Source organism: Nonomuraea sp. NPDC052129 (genome assembly GCF_040680095.1).
Taxonomy (GTDB): domain Bacteria; phylum Actinomycetota; class Actinomycetes; order Streptosporangiales; family Streptosporangiaceae; genus Nonomuraea.
This window is the reverse complement of sequence record NZ_JBFAVX010000003.1, coordinates 208,800-225,544: the sequence shown is the minus strand read 5'-3', so window position 1 is coordinate 225,544 and position 16,745 is coordinate 208,800. Positions and strand designations below refer to the sequence as shown.

14 protein-coding genes are annotated in these 16,745 nt (G+C 70.0%); 9 read left to right on the top strand and 5 right to left on the bottom strand.

Going from position 1 to position 16,745, the window contains the following annotated elements:
- Positions 1–78: 78 nt before the first annotated feature.
- From AB0L53_RS08955 to AB0L53_RS08945, 3 genes are all read left to right on the top strand, one after another.
- Positions 79–633 carry a hypothetical protein gene (locus AB0L53_RS08955; RefSeq protein WP_363992278.1) on the top strand — a complete coding sequence of 185 codons (555 nt, stop codon included), beginning with the start codon at positions 79–81 and terminating at the stop codon, positions 631–633.
- On the top strand, positions 633–2,729 hold the full coding sequence (locus AB0L53_RS08950) for a flotillin family protein (RefSeq protein WP_363992276.1): 2,097 nt from the start codon (positions 633–635) through the stop codon (positions 2,727–2,729). The genes AB0L53_RS08955 and AB0L53_RS08950 overlap by 1 nt, the downstream gene beginning before the upstream one ends.
- A gap of 81 nt (positions 2,730–2,810) precedes the next feature.
- Positions 2,811–7,592, top strand: coding sequence for a DNA repair ATPase (locus tag AB0L53_RS08945; protein ID WP_363992806.1), 4,782 nt, complete (start codon positions 2,811–2,813; stop codon positions 7,590–7,592).
- Positions 7,593–7,628: 36 nt separating this feature from the next.
- Here the strand turns inward: AB0L53_RS08945 and AB0L53_RS08940 are convergent, their stop codons facing one another.
- The gene (locus tag AB0L53_RS08940; protein ID WP_363992274.1) at positions 7,629–8,105 is read right to left on the bottom strand and encodes a MarR family transcriptional regulator; all 477 of its coding nucleotides are present in this window, start codon (positions 8,103–8,105) and stop codon (positions 7,629–7,631) included.
- Positions 8,106–8,156: 51 nt separating this feature from the next.
- Between AB0L53_RS08940 and AB0L53_RS08935 the strand changes: the two genes are divergently transcribed.
- Entirely contained in the window at positions 8,157–9,302 is a 1,146-nt protein-coding gene (locus AB0L53_RS08935) for an FAD-dependent monooxygenase (RefSeq protein ID WP_363992272.1), read from the top strand.
- Here the strand turns inward: AB0L53_RS08935 and dapA are convergent.
- Positions 9,292–10,167: a 4-hydroxy-tetrahydrodipicolinate synthase gene (gene dapA / locus AB0L53_RS08930; protein ID WP_363992270.1), complete on the bottom strand. Its 876-nt coding sequence runs from the start codon at positions 10,165–10,167 to the stop codon at positions 9,292–9,294. The two genes, AB0L53_RS08935 and dapA, sit on opposite strands and share 11 nt — an antisense overlap.
- 71 nt (positions 10,168–10,238) lie before the next feature.
- On the opposite strand from dapA, the gene AB0L53_RS08925 reads away from it, so the two are divergent.
- Entirely contained in the window at positions 10,239–11,108 is an 870-nt protein-coding gene (locus AB0L53_RS08925) for a LysR substrate-binding domain-containing protein (protein ID WP_363992269.1), read from the top strand.
- Between the two features lie 36 nt (positions 11,109–11,144).
- On the opposite strand, the gene AB0L53_RS08920 is transcribed toward AB0L53_RS08925, so the two are convergent.
- The gene (locus AB0L53_RS08920; RefSeq protein WP_363992267.1) at positions 11,145–11,753 is read right to left on the bottom strand and encodes a helix-turn-helix domain-containing protein; all 609 of its coding nucleotides are present in this window, start codon (positions 11,751–11,753) and stop codon (positions 11,145–11,147) included.
- A gap of 84 nt (positions 11,754–11,837) precedes the next feature.
- On the opposite strand from AB0L53_RS08920, the gene AB0L53_RS08915 reads away from it, so the two are divergent.
- Positions 11,838–12,797 carry a zinc-binding dehydrogenase gene (locus AB0L53_RS08915; RefSeq protein WP_363992265.1) on the top strand — a complete coding sequence of 320 codons (960 nt, stop codon included), beginning with the start codon at positions 11,838–11,840 and terminating at the stop codon, positions 12,795–12,797.
- A gap of 84 nt (positions 12,798–12,881) precedes the next feature.
- Here AB0L53_RS08915 and AB0L53_RS08910 read toward each other — a convergent pair whose 3' ends face one another.
- Both AB0L53_RS08910 and AB0L53_RS08905 read right to left on the bottom strand, forming a co-directional pair.
- A complete protein-coding gene (locus tag AB0L53_RS08910) occupies positions 12,882–13,835 on the bottom strand; it encodes a serine hydrolase (protein ID WP_363992264.1) in 954 nt (317 codons plus the stop codon).
- Positions 13,836–14,204: 369 nt separating this feature from the next.
- Positions 14,205–14,528, bottom strand: coding sequence for a hypothetical protein (locus AB0L53_RS08905; protein ID WP_363992262.1), 324 nt, complete (start codon positions 14,526–14,528; stop codon positions 14,205–14,207).
- Positions 14,529–14,571: 43 nt separating this feature from the next.
- Here AB0L53_RS08905 and AB0L53_RS08900 point away from each other — a divergent pair, with 43 nt between their 5' ends.
- From AB0L53_RS08900 to AB0L53_RS08890, 3 genes are all read left to right on the top strand, one after another.
- Positions 14,572–14,721, top strand: coding sequence for a hypothetical protein (locus tag AB0L53_RS08900; RefSeq protein ID WP_363992260.1), 150 nt, complete (start codon positions 14,572–14,574; stop codon positions 14,719–14,721).
- Positions 14,722–14,844: 123 nt separating this feature from the next.
- The gene (locus AB0L53_RS08895) at positions 14,845–15,225 is read left to right on the top strand and encodes a hypothetical protein (protein WP_363992259.1); all 381 of its coding nucleotides are present in this window, start codon (positions 14,845–14,847) and stop codon (positions 15,223–15,225) included.
- Between the two features lie 445 nt (positions 15,226–15,670).
- Complete coding sequence (locus AB0L53_RS08890; RefSeq protein WP_363992257.1) at positions 15,671–16,651, top strand: polyprenyl synthetase family protein; 981 nt, start codon at positions 15,671–15,673, stop codon at positions 16,649–16,651.
- The last annotated feature ends 94 nt before the right edge of the window (positions 16,652–16,745 follow it).

Sequence of the window (16,745 nt, the reverse complement as noted above, 5' to 3'; positions counted from 1 at the left end):
GGAACTTTCGGCTTTAGTCCCGCTTTATCTGTATAGAGTCCGACGGACATCACAGGGGGACGGGGTATCCGGGGTTCGATGACCGAGTTCTTACATGTCGTGCTGAGCTTCCCGACGGTGGTATTCACCTTCCTACTCGTCGTGGTCGCCGGCTACTGGTTCATTGTCATAACCGGCCTCTTCGACTTCGAAGACGGCGAGGCGCCCTGGCTGGGACTGGGCGGAGTGCCCGCCGGGATCGCACTGTCACTACTGATCGCGTTCGCGTGGCTGCTCACCTTGGTCGGCAGTCAGGTGGCGCCGGGGATCGCGCTGCCGGCCGTGCCCATCCTTGCCCTGCTCGGGGCCTGGTTGGGTACGCGGGCGCTGCTCAGGCCGCTGCGGCGGCTCTTTCCCGACGCGCGGCGCCCGTCGCGCGGTGACTTTGTCGGCCAGATGTGCGTGATCCGCACCGGCCAGGCGACCGCCGACTTCGGCCAGGCCGAGGTCACCGCGCCCGACGGCTCCTCGGCCGTCGTCCAGGTCAGGACGACGGGCCAGGACCGGCTCGCGCGCGGCGACAACGCGCTCATCTTCGAATACGACGCCAACGGCGAATTCTTCTGGGTCATGCCTTACGAAAGCGAGCACTGATGGACGTCATCTCCACCGGATTCGGCGTATTCCTCGCCGTCGTGCTGGTCATCGTTATCGGCTTACTTGCCGTCATCAGCCGACTTTTCCGGAAGGTCGAGCAGGGCAAGGCCCTGATCATCTCGAAGGTCAACAAGGTCGACGTGACGTTCACCGGGGCCACCGTGCTCCCCGTCTTTCACAAGGCCGAGATCATGGACATCTCGGTGAAGACCATCGAGATCGAACGGACCGGCCGCGAGGGGCTGATCTGCCGGGACAACATCCGGGCCGACATCAAGATCACCTTCTTCGTACGTGTCAACAAGACCGCCGAGGACGTCATCAAGGTCGCCCAGGCCATCGGCACCGTCCGGGCCAGCGACGAGTCGACCCTGCAGGCGCTGTTCAACGCGAAGTTCTCCGAAGCGCTCAAGACCGCCGGCAAGCAGCTCGACTTCGTCGATCTCTACACCAAGCGTGACGAGTTCCGCGACCAGATCGTCCGGCTCATCGGCACCGACCTCAACGGCTACAGCCTGGAGGACGCGGCCATCGACTACCTGGAGCAGACCTCGCTGGCCGCGCTGGACAAGAGCAACATCCTCGACGCGCAGGGCATCCGCAAGATCACCGAGCTGACGGCGATCGAGCACGTACGGACCAACGAGTTCCAGCGCCGCGAGGAGAAGGAGATCACCCGCCAGAACGTGGACGCCCGCGAGGCGATCCTGGAGTTGCAGCGCCGGCAGGCTGACGCCGAGGTCAAGCAGCGGCGCGAGATCGAGACGATGAAGGCCCGCGAGGAGGCGGAGATCGCCCGCGTGGCGGCCGAGGAGCGGCTGAAGTCGCAGTCGGCCAACATCAAGACCGACGAGCAGCTCGGCGTACAGCACGAGAACCGGGCCCGTGAGGTCGCCGTCGCGGAGAAGAACCGCGAGCGGGTGATCGCGATCGAGACCGAGCGGATCGAGAAGGACCGCATGCTGGAGATCATCGCCCGCGAGCGGGAGACCGAGCTGTCGCGCATCGCCAAGGACAAAGAGATCGAGACCGAGAAGCGGTCGATCGCCGAGGTGGTACGCGAGCGGATCGCCGTCGACAAGACGGTGGCCGAGCAGGAGGAGAGCATCAAGCGGCTGCGCGTGGTCGAGGAGGCCGAGCGTACCCGCCAGAGCGTGATCATCGCCGCCGAGGCCGAGGCACAGGAGAACCTGGTCAAGGGCATCAAGGCGGCCGAGGCCGCAGAAGCGGCCTCGAAGTTCAAGGCCCGCGAGGAACTGACGCTGGCCGAGGCCAGGCAGCAGGCCGCCGAGCTCGACACCCGAGCCAAGATCAGGCTGGCCGAGGGCATCCAGGCCGAGTCGGCGGCTACCGGGCTGGCCGAGGTCCAGGTCAAGGAGCGGGACGCGGAGGCGATCGAGAAGGTCGGCCGCGCGGAGGCGGCGGTCCTGGCCGAGAGGCTGCGGGCCGAGGCGGAGGGCGCCAGGTCCATGGCCATGGTCGAGGGCGACCGGCTCAAGGCGCAGGCGGAGGGCGAGCAGGCGATGGCCTTGGCCGCCGCGACGGCGGTGGGCGAGAAGCTCAAGGCCGAGGCCGAGGGTCTGACCGAGAAGGCCGCCGCGATGGCCGCGCTGGACGACGCGAGCCGGGGGCACGAGGAGTTCCGCCTGCGTCTGGCGGCCGACAAGGACGTACGGCTCAAGCAGATCGACGTCACGCGGCAGGTGGCGGAGTCGCAGGCCAGCGTGCTGGCCGCCGGTCTGGCCAAGGCGAACATCGACATCGTCGGCGGCGACACGATGTTCTTCGACAAGGTCGTGGGCTCGATCACCGCGGGCAAGGTGGTGGACGGGTTCGTGGAGCACTCGCAGGTCGCCGGCACGCTGGCGGCGCCGTACCTCAACGGGTCGGCCAGCCTCGCGGGTGACCTCAGCGCGCTGGTCAACGGGGTGAGCACCGAGGACCTGAAGAACCTGACCGTGTCGGCGCTGCTGCTCCGGCTCATCCAGAACGGCGGACCCGACTCGGGCCCGCTGGGCGAGCTCCTGGAGACGGCCCGCCGCCTGGGCGTGGCCGACTCCCCGGTGGCCGCGCTCACCGCCGCGAAGGTCTGATCGCGCGTGACCGACGACGCACAGCGCCAGGGCTCCCGTACGGCGGAGCCCGGCGCGCCCGCTCCAGCCGGTCAGGTCGGCCTGGAGGCCGGGACCTATGAGGTGCTCAAGTCCCGGCTGGAAGCCCAGGCCAAGGCTCTCGCCGCGGCCACCGAAGGGGTCAACGCCCAGCGCCTGACCGTCTTCGGCGGCACGGAGCTCCGCCTGCTCGGCACCGAGCGCATCCGTACGGACAACAACTGCGTCCCCCGGGACATCGTCTCGCTGGGCGGCGTCATGCTGTTCGGCTACAACGTCTTCATCGGGCTGAAGCCGGAGACCACGGTCGCCGATGTCTTCTCCGTGCACCGCTTCACCAGGGACGGCGACGCCTTCAGGTTCGACCCCGACCGTCTTCCCGCCCTGGAGGAGCCGGCGTTCCAGAAGGACTTCGCCGAGCTGTACCGCTACTACAAGGAGTCCAGGCTCCACCACCTGAGACGCGTCGAGGGCAAGCTGCTGGCCGTCTTCCAGACCGGCCCGGCCGACACCCGGGTCTTCAGATGGACGGTCGGCCCCCAAGGAGTCACGAAATATCAGGACAACAGGGGTGAGCGGGATCATGCCTTCCCGCCTTCGCACGACTTCGTCTGGACCCCGGCCACCCGCGACGACCATGTGCTCGGCCGCCACCCGCACATCTCCATCCGCGACGAGGTGTTCGTCGAAACGGTCGGCGGCGACCTCACCATCAAGATCGAGAACAACACCGAGACCGGCGAGGGCATCTACGCCGAGCCCGTGGCCGAGCCCCTCCAGAGCCTGGCCGACGCCGACGTCGAGCACGCCGTCATCGGCCCGCTCATCCTGATCAGGATCCGGCCGTACAAGGAGCCCGACTGGCGCCACCTGGTCTTCAACACCCGTACCAAGGCCGTGACCAGGCTCGACGGCATCGGCCAGGCCTGCCAGCGCCTCCCCGAGGACCAGGGGTTGATCTTCCCCGGCGGCTACTACCTGGCCACCGGGGTCAGCAAGACGTTCGACACGGACGTCACGGACCTGGAGTTCGACCGCGTGGTCCGCTCCCCCAACGGCGAGGACGTCCTGTACGTCTTCCACGCCAGGGGCGACGGCCGCTCCCTGCTCCTGCCGTACAACGTCATCAGGAAAGAGGTGGCCAACCCCATCGTCTGCCACGGTTACTCCCTGTTCGACGACGGCACGATGGTGGTCTTCCGCGCCACCTCCGAGGAGCCGACGCGGGTCCACCCCATGCAGGTCTGGCAGACGCCGTACGTCTCCGACACCTACGCCGCCGCCCAGCCCACCGGCTCCGGCCCGCTGGAGCGCATCGGCAACGCCGAGCTGGTGCGCGGCATCTCCGACTGCCTGTCGGTGGCCCGCATGATCGGTGAGATGGCGCCGTCGGCCGCCACGTTCGAGGCGCTGATCGCCGCCTGCACACGGGCCTTCGACCACTACCACTGGCTCGGCGAGCAGGGCCTGCGCGACCCGCTCTCCGAGGTACGGGCCACCGCCGAGCAGGTGCTCGACGAGTACGAGCACGTGGAGGCGCTCACCCGGCAGGCCGCCCGCACCCTCGCCGAGGCCACGGAGGAGACCACCCGGCTCGTCCGGCAGGCCCGGGGCGACACCCCCGCCACTGCCGACGCCTGGGTGACGCTGCTGGCCACGCTGCGCCGGGCCCAGGGCCGCCTGGTGACGCTGCGCGAGGTCCGCTACCTCGACCTCGCCCAGCTGGACACGCTGACCGGATCGCTGGCCGACGAGCTGGTGTCCGTAGGGCAGCGGGCCGTCGGGTTCCTCCAGGGGGCCGAGGCGTTCACCGGCTACCACGAGGCGGTCGAGCGGCTGGCCGCCGAGGCCGCCGCGATCACCACCGTCGCCGAGGCCGAGCCCGTCACGGAACGCCTGGCCACCCAGTCCGAGGGGCTGGAGGTCGTCACCGAGGTCGTGGGCTCGCTGGAGATCGCCGACGCCACCGTACGGACCTCCATCCTGGAGCGCATCGCCGAGGTGCTCGGCGGCGTGAACCGGGCGCGGGCCCTCCTGGACGGCCGCCGGCGTGAACTGCTCGGGGCGGAGGGGCGGGCGGCGTTCGCGGCCGAGTTCGCGCTGCTCGGGCAGGCCATCACCGGCGCGCTGGCGGTGGCGGACACGCCTGAGCGGTGCGACGAGCAGCTCGGCAGGTTGATGCTGCGGCTGGAGGCGCTGGAGACGCGCTTCGGCGAGTTCGACGACTTCGCCGCCCGGCTCGCGGCCAAGCGGGACGACGTCTACGAGGCGTTCTCGGCCCGCAAGCAGACGCAGCTGGACGAGCTCGCCCGCCGGGCCGACCGGATCTTCGCCTCGGCCGAGCGCATCCTGGGCAGCATCACCAGGCGGCTGCCGTCGCTGGGCTCGCTCGACGAGGTCAACACCTTCTTCGCCACCGACCCGATGGTGGCCAAGCTCCGCTCGGTCGCCACCGAGCTGCGCGGGCTCGGCGACGCGGTACGCGCCGAGGAGCTGGACGGCAGGGTCAAGGCCGCGCAGCAGGAGGCGGGCCGGGCCCTGCGCGACCGTCTCGACCTGTTCTCCGACGGCGGCGAGACGTTGCGCCTGGGCCGGCATCGGTTCGCGGTCAACACTCAGCCGATCGACCTCACGCTGGTACCGCACGACGGCGACATGCACTTCGCCATCACCGGGACCGACTACCGCTCCCCCGCCCCCGCCGCGTTCGCCGACACCCGCCCGTTCTGGGACCAGCTGCTCGCCTCGGAGACCCCGGAGGTCTACCGCGCCGAGCACCTGGCCGCCTCGCTGCTCGACGTGGCGGTGCCGGGCGGGCCGCTCCAGGACCTCGTACGGCAGGCGGCCGAACAGCGCTACGACGAAGGGTACGAACGCGGCGTCCACGACCACGATGCCACCGCCATCCTCGACACGCTGCTGCGACTCCGGGAGGGAGCCGGGCTGCTGCGGTATCCGCCGGAGGCTCGGGCGGCGGCGCAGCTGTACTGGGCGTTCGGAGTGGACGAGGTTTCACGTAAAACATTGGCCACACGGGCTCTGTCGCTGGTGCGCGCCCGCACGGTCTTCGGCCCCACACCGGAGATTGCCGCTCTGGCAACGGAACTGGGCTCGAACATCGCCGCATTCCACCTTGGCCCCGGCGAAACGGCTTCACTCGCCGGGGAGTATCTCGTCGAAGAGCTCGCCACCCAGCCCACCGGCTTCGTGACCAGCGCGGCGGCCCGCGCCCTCCTCCAGGGCTTCCACCAGACGCTCGGCCCGGCCAGGTCACGCGAGTTCGAGGAGGATCTCAAGGCCGTGGCGCTGCCCGAACGGCTGGAGCTGGCCCGAGCCTGGATCGGCGCCTTCGGCAAGGGCCCAGAGGTGCCCGAGTCCATCGCCGTACAGCTCTGCGACCTGCCCCGCCACGACTCCAGCGCCACACTGACCGCCACGGTGGAGGGCCTGCTGGGCACCCACCCGCGCGTCGCCGACCGCAAGCTGGAGCTGCGCCTGGACGAGACGCTGGCCAGGACCCGCCGCTTCCGTACCGAACGCGTGCCCGCCTACCGGGCCTACCAGAAGCGGCGCACCGAGCTGGTGACCGCCGAGCGGGCCCGGCTGCGGCTGGACGAATACCGCCCGAAGGTCATGAGCGCGTTCGTCCGCAACCGGCTGCTCGACGAGGTGTACCTGCCGCTGATCGGCGACAACCTGGCCAAGCAGCTGGGCGCCGCCGGCGGGGACAAGCGGACCGACCAGATGGGCCTGCTGCTGCTCATCTCGCCGCCGGGCTACGGCAAGACGACGCTGATGGAGTACGTCGCCAGCCGGCTCGGCCTGGTCTTCGTCAAGGTGAACGGCCCGGCGCTCGGCCACGCCGTCACCTCGCTCGACCCGGCGGAGGCGCCCGACGCGACGGCCAGGCAGGAGGTCGAGAAGATCTCCTTCGCCCTGGAGACCGGCAACAACACGCTGCTGTACCTGGACGACATCCAGCACACCTCGCCCGAGCTGCTGCAGAAGTTCATCTCGCTGTGCGACGCCCAGCGCCGGATCGAGGGCGTCTGGAACGGCCGCACCCGCACCTATGACCTGCGCGGCAAGCGGTTCGCGGTGTGCATGGCGGGCAATCCGTACACCGAGTCGGGCCGGCGCTTCCGCATCCCCGACATGCTCGCCAACCGCGCCGACGTCTGGAACCTCGGCGACGTGCTGTCGGGCAAGGACGAGCTGTTCGCGCTGAGCTACATCGACAACGCGCTCACCTCCAACCCGGTGCTGGCGCCGCTCTCCGCCCGTGACCGGGCCGACGTGGAGCTCCTGGTACGGCTGGCGCGCGGCGACCAGAGCGCCCGGCCGGACCAGCTCCGGCACCCGTACGCCAAGACCGAGCTGGACCAGATCCTCAGCGTGCTGCGCAAACTGGTGCGGGTGCAGGAGGTCGTGCTGGCCAACAACCAGGCGTACATCGCCTCGGCCGGACAGTCCGACGCCGCCCGTACCGAACCGCCGTTCCGCCTGCAGGGCTCGTACCGGAACATGAACAAGCTGGCCGAGCGGATCGTGCCCGCCATGAACGAGGCCGAGCTGGAGGCGGTCATCGACGACCACTACCTCGGCGAGGCGCAGACCCTGACGAGCGACGCGGAAGCCAACCTGCTCAAGCTCGCCGAGCTGCGCGGCCGGCTGACCCCCGCCCAGGCCGCTCGCTGGAGCGACCTCAAGGCGGCCTACCTGCGCGCCAAGGCGCTCGGCGGCGCCGAGGACGACCCGATGACCAGGGCTGTGGGCGCAATCGGCCTGCTCGCGGACCGGGTGGGCGAGGTCGGCACGGCCATCAGGGAGAACACGACAGACTGACGGGCCATCAGGGGGCGCGCGCCGGACTGGCGCGCGTCACCGTGGCGAGGTCAGCTGCGTCGTGCACTGTCGCTGGATGGCCGTGGCCCGGGTGAGGAAGTCGAGGATCAGCTCCAGCTGCTCGTCCGAGTAGCCCGCGTAGAGCTCGGACAGCCCGGTCACCAGCGGCTCGAAGACCTCGTCGCCGCCGGCCAGCGCCTCGTGGTTGACCTCGACGATCACCCGCCGCCGGTCCTTGGTGTCGCGGGTGCGGCGCACCAGCCACTTACCTTCCAACCGGTCGATCAGCCCGCTCACCGAGGCGGGCGCGAGGCCGGTGTGCTGAGCCAGCTCCCCCGCCGTCAGCGGACCCAGCCGTTGCAGCAGGTCTAGCGCCTTCTCCTCGGTCATCCCCACTCCCAGCAGCTCGCCGACGGCGCTGTGGAACATCACGGCGGCGTTGCTGTTGTCCCGCCCGGCCATGAACAGGGCTTCGAGCAAATTCTTTCGGTGTTCCGAAATATCTCTGGACACGGTCCTCCTTCCCGGCATATATTTCGTTCGACCGAACGAAAGGTTATCATCATGAAAGCTCTGATCATAGGATGCGGCATCGGCGGCCCCACCACCGCGATGGCCCTGCGCAAGGCCGGTATCGACGCCGAGATCTTCGAGGCCTACCCGGACACGGCCGAGAGTGTCGGCTCGTTTCTCAACGTCGCCTCGAACGGCTTGGACGCCCTGCGCGTGCTGGGCGCGCACCGCCGGGTGCTGTCCGCGGGCATCCCCACCCCGCGGATGGTCATGTGGAGCGGCTCCGGCAAGCGCCTCGGCGAGGTGGCCAACGGCCTGGCCTTGGACGACGGCACGGTGAGCCACACGATCCTGCGCGCCGACCTCTACCGCATCGTCCGCGACGAGGCCCTCTCCCATGGCATCAAGATCTCGTACGGCAAGCGCCTGGTCTCCTTCGACGACACGGGCGGCCAGGTGACGGCCCGTTTCGAGGACGGCACGCAGGAGACGGGCGACATACTGATCGCCGCCGACGGCGTCCACTCGCGGACCCGCGCCCAGCTCGACCCGAGCGCCCCGAAGCCGCGCTACAGCGGCCTCTACAGCTTCGGCGGACTCGTCCACGACCCGAAGTTCACCGGCGAGCCGGGCGTCTACAACATGGTCTTCGGCAAGCGCGCCTTCTTCGGCTATACCGTGGCCGCCTCCGGCGAGACCTGGTGGTTCGCCAACCTGCCCCGCAAGCTGGGCGACGTTCCCGCGGACTGGAAGCCGGTCCTGGTGGAGGCGTTCCGGGACGACGCGAACTTCTCCGCCGAGGTGATCGAGCGGAGCGAAGTAGCGCTGGCGCTGCCGATCCACGACCTGCCGCCCCTGCCGACCTGGCACAAGGGACGGGTGGTGCTCACCGGCGACGCCGCCCACGCCACCTCGCCGAGCGCCGGGCAGGGCGCCTCGCTGGCCATCGAGGACGCCGTCGTGCTGGCCAGGTGCCTGCGTGAGGCGAAGGACCACCGGGCGGCGTTCGAGCGGTTCGAGAGCGATCGGCGCGGGCGGGTGGAGAAGGTCGTCGCCTATTCGCGGACGATCAGCAACAACAAGGCCGCGGGCCCGGTCGCCCGGGTGTTCCGCGACCTGATGATGCCGATCTTCCTGAAGAAGCTGGCCAGCCAGGAGTCACTGTCCTGGATGTACCGCCACCAGGTCAGCCTGTGACGCCAGCCACCCGATCAGCCTGTGACACCGCCTCCGCTCCGGCGGCGAGCAGCGGCAGGCGCACGTCGGGGGTCGGGATCAGGCCCCTGGCGTGCAGGACCCCCTTGACGACGGTCGGGTTCGGCTCGGCGAACAGCGCGGCCGACAGCCGGGCGAGCCGATGACCCAGCGCCCGGGCCCCGGCCACGTCACCCGCGCGCCACGCCGCGGCCAGCTCGACGAACCGGTCGGTGGCCAGGTGCGCCGAGGCCAGGATGCCGCCCGCGGCGCCCAGCGCCAGCAGCGGCGAGATGAACAGGTCGTCGCCCCCGAGCACCTCGAACCCCTCGGGCAGGTCCCCGAGCAGGTCCAGGGCATCCTGGTCGATCCCGCCCGTCGCGTACTTCACTCCGGCGATCATCGGGTGCCCGCCCAGGTGACGCAGGGTCGCGGCACTGACGGCCTGCCCGGTCCGGTAGGGAATGTGGTACATCACCAGCGGCACCGGCGTCTCCTCCGCCAACGCCTCGAAGTGCGCGATGACACCGCGCTCCGAAGGACGCAGGAAGTACGGCACGGTCAGCAGCGCGGCGGAGACTCCTGAGGGCAGCTCCTTCAGCGCCGCGGCTGTTGAGCGCGTGTCGTTGCCGGTGATGCCGACAGTCAGCGGCACCTCGCGTTCCGCGCAGACCGCGACGCAGACCTCGATCACCCGAGCCCGCTCGGCGGGCGTCAGCGCCGCGACCTCTCCGGTGGTGCCCAGCGCGACCAGCCCGGCGGCGCCCTGGTCGAGAACGTGGCGGGCGAGCTTGTCGATCGCCTCGACGGCCACCTCACCCTCTTGGGTGAACGGCGTGACCAGCGGCACATGGATTCCTGTCAGCATGCTCTCAGCCTGACGCGGATCAATACGTTAGGTCCAGCGCGGATTTCTGCTGACGAGCTTAAGCTTGTCTGATGCTCGACCCTCGCAAGCTCCACCTCCTGCGCGAACTCGCCCAGCGCGGCACCATCGCCGCCGTCGCCGAGGCGCTCAGCTTCACCCCGTCGGCGGTCTCCCAGCAGCTCAGCGCCCTGGAACGGGAGGCGGGCGTACCGCTGCTGGAGCGTACGGGCCGGACGGTCGCCCTGACGCCCGCCGGCCACCTGCTCGTCGAGCACGCGCAGGACGTACTCGAACAGCTGGAAAGGGCGTCCGCGGCGCTCGCCGCGGTGCGCAGCGGCCCGTCGGGGCCGCTGCGGATCGGCGCGTTCCCCACGGCGGCCCGCGTGCTGCTGCCGCCCGCGCTCGCCGAGCTGTCCCGCGCGCATCCGGGGCTGCGGCCGATGGTCTCCGAGATCGACCCCGCCGACGTCTCCGCCGCGCTGCGGGCCGGTGAGCTGGACGTCGCGCTCGTGCACGAGTACGACTTCGTGCCGCCGGTCACCGACGCGTCGCTGGAGACGGAGCCACTGTTCGGGGAGCAGATGTACCTCACGGACCGGGCCACGATCGCCGACGCGCGCGATGACGCCTGGATCGTCGGCAAGCCGGGGACCCTGTGCCACGCGATGGCGATCCGGGCCTGCCAGGCGGCCGGTTTCGAGCCGCGGGTCCGTCATCGGATCGACGACTTCGACACCGTGCTCGCCTTCGTCGCCGCCGGTCAGGGCGTGGCGCTCGTCCCCCGTCTGGCCGCGCTCGCGCCACCGCACGGGGTGACGCTGACCGGACTGCCGCTCAGCCGCCGTACCCTGGCCGCCTTTCGCAGGGGGTACGGGGAGCATCCCGCGATCAAGGCGGCCGTCGCGGCCTTCCACACAGCGATCACCCACCTCCCACTCTGAGCGGCCTTTACCCGCGCCCTCTTCTGAGCGGGCCCCCTACGTCCTTCTGAGCGGACCCCCTGCGTCGCCGAGTAGACCCCTGGCCAGGTCGCCCAGAGTGGCGGCGACCCTGGCCGACTCCCCGGCGAGCAGCAGGCTGCCGATCGGCTCCGTGTGCAGCGTGCCGAGCAGGACGTGCCCGGCCAGGTCGGCGTCGACATCCGGTCGCGCCTCGGCGATCAGGGCCGAGACGTGCCGGTGCCACGACACGTAGATCGGGTTGGCCAGCCGCGTCCCGCCCCCGGCCTTCTGGGTCAGCCGGGCGTGCTCGTGCGCGGCGATCAATCCCGCGTTTCGGGTGGCCATCGCGACCACCGCGTCGAGGAAGGCCACCAGCCGTTCCCCGGCCGGCGCGCCCGGCCCCAGCGGCGGCGGCCCGTCCACGACGGCCTGCTCCAACGCGTGCGCCCGCTCCGACATCAGCTCCTGCATGAGCCCGACGCGGCTGCCGAACCGGTGGAACACCGTCCCCTTGCCCACCCCCGCCGCGACGGCGACCCGCTCGACGGAGACCTCCTCCGGCGGATGCTCCCGCAGCAGCTCCTCGGCGGCCGCCAGGATCGCCCGCCTGTTGCGCGCCGCGTCGGCCCGCTCCCGCCGTTCCATCGGATCATTGTCCCCCATAGACAAACTTGACCGCCGGTCCATATATTAACTGGACCAGAGGTTCACTTACGAGGAGTGTGTCCCATGCGCGCGATCGTTGTCCACGAACTGGGCGGTCCCGAGGTGCTCAAGGCCGAGGACTGGCCGGAGCCGAAGGCGGGAGAAGGGCAGCTGGTCATCCGTTCGCAGGCCATCGGCGTCAGCTACGCCGAGACCCAGCTGCGGGCGGGCACGATGCCGATGCCGGTGCCAGTGCCCCTGCCCGCGGTGTTCGGCGCCGAGGTGGCCGGGGTGGTCACCGAGGTCGGGGCCGGAGTCGACGAGGCCCTGCTGGGCACCACGGTCGCCGCTGTGACCGGCGGGGTCGGCTCCTACGCCGAGTACGTGGCGGTGCAGGCGTCACTGAGCTGCCCGGTGCCCGACGGTGTGTCGCCGGTCGACGCCGTCGCCGCCGCCGCGCCGGGCGCCATCGCGCTGGCGCTGCTGCACCGGGCCGGGCTCAAGGGCGGGGAGACCGTGCTGGTGGAGGCCGGGGCGAGCTCCGTCGGGACGTACTTGCTGCGCCACGCCAAGGAGTTCGGCGCGGAACGGGTGATCGCCACCGCGGGCGCCGAGCCGAAACGGGAGCGGGCCCGGCAGATGGGGGCCGACGAGGTCATCGACCACCGGGAGCCGGGCTGGCCCGGCCAGTTGCCCGACGTGGACGTGGTCTTCGACTCGATCGGCGGGCCGTCGGCCAGGCAGGTGCTCGATCACCTCACGCCCGGCTCTGGACGCATGCTCTGCTACGGCCTGCTGAGCGGCGCGCCCGCCGAGGTGAGCGCCGCCGATCTGCTCGCCAGCGGTGTGACGGTCATCGGGTGCGGCGGCCCCGCGTGGGGCGCCGGGGTGTTCAGCGTCAGCTACCCGGAGATGCTGGCCAGGGTGGCCGACGGACGCAGCCGCGCGTACGTCGAGGCCACCCTGCCGCTGGAGTCGGCCGCCGAGGCCCACCGCCGCCTGGAAGGCCGCACGGCACTGGGCAGGCTGATCCTGACACCCTGACGGTCAGGCCCCTTCGAGAACCGCTGACGCTCATGGCCTCTCGGAGGACCACTGACGGCCAGGCCCTTCGAGGACCACCGGCGGTCAGGGCCCTCCGAGGACCGCGTCGAGCACGGCCGCGGCGCTGAGCTGTTCGAGGTTGTACTCGCCCGCCGTCACGGCCACGACCAGCCCGCGTTCGGGTGCCACGTGGATCGCCTGGCCCCCGTTGCCATGCGCGGCGATCGAGGGGCGCTCGCCGGTGCCGACGTACCACTGGTAGCTGTAGTGGGACCTGTCGTCGATCTTCACCCGGGGTCGCCACAGCTCCTCGATCCAGCTCCGCGGCACGATCCCACGCCCGCCGTCGAGCACGACCGTCCCGATGGCGGCCAGGTCGCGCGGCGTCAGCCGCAGCCCTGACGCCGCCATCTCGTCCCCGTCGTCACCCTGCGACCACTCGAACGCGCCGATGCCCAGCGGCTCGAACAGCGCGCTCCTGGCGAACTCGGCCAGCGACCGGCCGGTCCCCTTGACGACGATCCGCCCGATCAGCGCCGTCGCTCCGCCGGAGTAAACCCGCCGCTGCCCCGGCTCCTCCACGATGGGCCGCTCCAGTACGAAGCGGTAGCGGTCGGGCGCGTACTCCATCGCGAGTTCGCTGTTGGCGGTGCTGGTGTACGGAACGCTCTCGTCCCACTCCATCCCGAGCGTCATCGTCAGGGCATGCTCGATGGTGAGGCGGGCCCGCTGGGGATCGGCCGCCAGATCCTGATATTCCGGGAATTGCGCGAGTAATCCCTCCGCCGGGGGCGCCACCAGCTTCTCGGCCAACGCGATGCCGTACAGGAGCGAGACCACGCTTTTGGTGATGGACCGGACGTCGTGCAGCGTGTCCGGCCCGAACGTGACGTGCCCGAGGGGTTCGTTGAGCTTGACGTCCTGGCCCGCGCCGTAGCGTTCGAGGATGACCTGCCCGTTCTCGACGACCACGAGCCCGTGCAGATTCGGCGCCTTACCCGCCCCCAGGACGGCGTCCACTCGATCCGCCAATGCCATGACGACCTCCTCTTCGCTGGGACTTCCCGGTCTATGACCTGACACCGTGTGAGAGTCAACCGCGCTCATGGTGCCAGACGCCCAGGGCCTCACTCCCAACGAGCCGTCCCGCTCGCGGCTTGGAAACTATGATCGCGTCATAGTTTGATCGGATCATAGTTTGACGCTCTGTGATCGCTCCGGCCTGCCGGACACCTTTGAAACGCAGTCGAGCCGTCTGCTCGCTTCAGCGGAGAGCAGACGGCTCGAGAGAGTGGGAGCCGGAACCGCGCCAGGCGTCAGGTCAGGCCCGGAGCGGTTCCGTCAGGTCGCGGGTCGGACCGTCACCAGGGACGATGGGCCCGCGCCCGTGCTCGTCTCACAGCGGAGTTACCTCGTGGCGATCGCCCATGCGCGCTCGGACCCGCGCGCCGAGTCGCGCTCCGACGATGCCATCCAACCGCTCCAGCCGGCGGTACGGATGCCGTTCCAGGCGGTGGACTGAGAGGCGGACTGGGCCGGCTTGCAGTCCTCGGCGCGGCCGGTGTTCACGGCGATGGCGACGGTGGGCCGGACCGCGGTCGACACGGAAGCCCAGGCCGTACCCACGATGGAGGGGCGGACCGTGATCGCGTTGGCGGTCCAGGCCGTACCCACGACGGCGGGACGGACCGTGGCCGTCGTGTTGGCGGCCCAGGTGGTGCTCACGTTCACCGGACGGACGGTGGTCGTGTTAGCAGCCCAGAGCGTGCCCACGATGACGGGGCGGACCGTGGTCGTCGTGTTGGCGGCCCAGGTGGTGCTCACGTTCGCGGGCCGGACGGTGGTCGTGCTGGAGGGGCAGGCCATGGTCACCACGGCGGGGCACGCCGAGCTAACGGCGGCCGGCCGAACCGGAGCCTGCTGAACCGGAGCCGGCTGAACCGGAGCCTGCTGAACCGGAGCCTGCTGAACCGGAGCCTGCTGAACCGGAGCCGGCTGAACCGGAGCCTGCTGAACCGGAGCCTGCTGAACCGGAGCCTGCTGAACCGTGGTCACCGCGGCAGGGCAGGCCGTGCTGCTCGTGGCGGTCGGCCGGACCGTGGCCACTGCGGCGGCACAGGGCGAGCTGGTCGTAGCGGAGGGCCGGACGGTGGTCACCTCGATCGGGCGGACCGTGGTCACGCTGCTCACCGCGGCGGGGCAGGCCGTGCCGGTCGTGGCGATGGGCCGGACGGTGGTCACCGCGGCGGAGCAGGGCGTGCTGCTCGTGGCGGACGGCCGGACCGTGGTCACCGAGTCGGGGCAGGCCACGCTCACCTTGGCGGGGCAGGCCGCGTTCGCGGTGGAGGCGGTCGTGGGGGCGGTGCGGACACCGGTCACGCTGGAGCGGCTGAGGTCGAACGTGCCGGCCTGGACGCCATGCCAGTAGTCGGTGGCGAAGAAGTGGCCTTCTGCCTTGTCGTTCCGCGCCCCGATCGCACTGCTCGGGGAGCTGGTGAAGCCGCTGTCGAACTCGTCGTCGGCGACCGCTGGCCCCGCCGCCAGCAGAAGGCCGGAGGCGGTTAGAGCTAGAGCGGTGATCGCGTGCTTGTACAAGGTCTGTCCCCCAGAAATGGATGCGCTGTTGTTTCGGCCCGCTGGAGCTTACCCCCCAACAATGGAGCATCTATCTCCCAGAACGATCTGGATTTCTTTACACTCGAGGATTTTAACCAGTCGGACGATCTGCCATTTCCCGCAATTACTTTTAGAACCCAGATCTTTCTCCAAGTCACCGTACTTACGAGTAATCGACGGCAATTCGGGCAGTCGGCTGAGAATTTCCTCAGCGTTTCTCAGGGATGGCTCAGCCGCCGCGGAGCAGGCTGGTGACCATGGACCGACTGCTGAACACCCCCGCCATCGCCCAAGGACTGCGCAAGGTCGAAGCCAGGATCCGCCGGCTCAGCGGATCGTCCACACTGCCGGGCATCAACGCGGGCGCCGGGCGGATCATCAACGCCGGCGGGAAGCGGCTGCGCCCCGCCATGACCCTGGCCACGGCGATCGCCTTGGGAAAGCAGCCCGACCGCCGGGTGATCACGGCCGCGGCGTGTGTGGAGTTGATTCACGCCGGTTCCCTCGTACACGACGATCTGATGGACAACGCCACCGAGCGGCGCGGCACCAGAACGCTGAACGCCGAACTCGGCGACGGCAAGGCCCTGGTGATCGGTGACTTCATGCTGGCCAGGGCGGGTTTGGCGGCCATCACGGCCGTGTCGAGACCGGTGGCCGAGGTGCTGGCCGCGACCGTCGTCGAGCTGGCGGAGGGCCAGTACCTGGAGACCACCGACCTGTTCGACCCGCACCGGACCGTGGAGAACGCGCTGCGATCCGTCACCGGTAAGACCGCCGCGCTGTTCCGGGCCGGGTGTCTGGTGGCCGCCGTGTGCGCGGGCGCCTCGCCGGAGGACCGGGCCAGGATGGCGGCGTACGGCGAGCGGTTCGGGCTGATCTTCCAGGTGCTCGACGACCTGCTCGACCTGACCGCCTCCAGCCGGCAGCTCGGCAAACCCGCGGGCAACGACCTGCGCCAGGGCGTCTACAGCCTGCCTTTGCTGATGGCCGGCGAGGACGTGTCGGAATTGCTGGGCAGGAATATGACCGACGACCAGGTGGCGGAAGTCCTGCGTCGCCTGCGCGCCGGCGACATGGTGCCCAAAACTCTGGAATACTGCCGCGGCCTGGCCGCCGACGCGCTCGCCGCGCTACCGGTGATTAACGATTCCGAAACAGCCGGCATCCTGTACGCCTTGCCCACGGCATACATAGAGCAGGTTTCGCAAATAACTCTCCTGGCCACCGTTAATTGAGATTCATTGAAATGATTAGTGGTCGTCCACCGGCACGCCGCGACGCCCGGCAAACGGGCCCGATGGACGAGCGCGGCTGACAGGCCCGGTGAAC

Coding starts and splice junctions, on each gene's coding strand:
- AB0L53_RS08955 (WP_363992278.1), top strand. CDS start 79: ATGACCGAGTTCTTACATGTCGTGCTGAGCTTCCCGACGGTGGTATTC.
- AB0L53_RS08950 (WP_363992276.1), top strand. CDS start 633: ATGGACGTCATCTCCACCGGATTCGGCGTATTCCTCGCCGTCGTGCTG.
- AB0L53_RS08935 (WP_363992272.1), top strand. CDS start 8,157: ATGAAAGCTCTGATCATAGGATGCGGCATCGGCGGCCCCACCACCGCG.
- dapA (WP_363992270.1), bottom strand. CDS start 10,167: ATGCTGACAGGAATCCATGTGCCGCTGGTCACGCCGTTCACCCAAGAG.
- AB0L53_RS08925 (WP_363992269.1), top strand. CDS start 10,239: ATGCTCGACCCTCGCAAGCTCCACCTCCTGCGCGAACTCGCCCAGCGC.
- AB0L53_RS08920 (WP_363992267.1), bottom strand. CDS start 11,753: ATGGAACGGCGGGAGCGGGCCGACGCGGCGCGCAACAGGCGGGCGATC.
- AB0L53_RS08915 (WP_363992265.1), top strand. CDS start 11,838: ATGCGCGCGATCGTTGTCCACGAACTGGGCGGTCCCGAGGTGCTCAAG.
- AB0L53_RS08910 (WP_363992264.1), bottom strand. CDS start 13,835: ATGGCATTGGCGGATCGAGTGGACGCCGTCCTGGGGGCGGGTAAGGCG.
- AB0L53_RS08900 (WP_363992260.1), top strand. CDS start 14,572: ATGACGGGGCGGACCGTGGTCGTCGTGTTGGCGGCCCAGGTGGTGCTC.
- AB0L53_RS08890 (WP_363992257.1), top strand. CDS start 15,671: ATGGACCGACTGCTGAACACCCCCGCCATCGCCCAAGGACTGCGCAAG.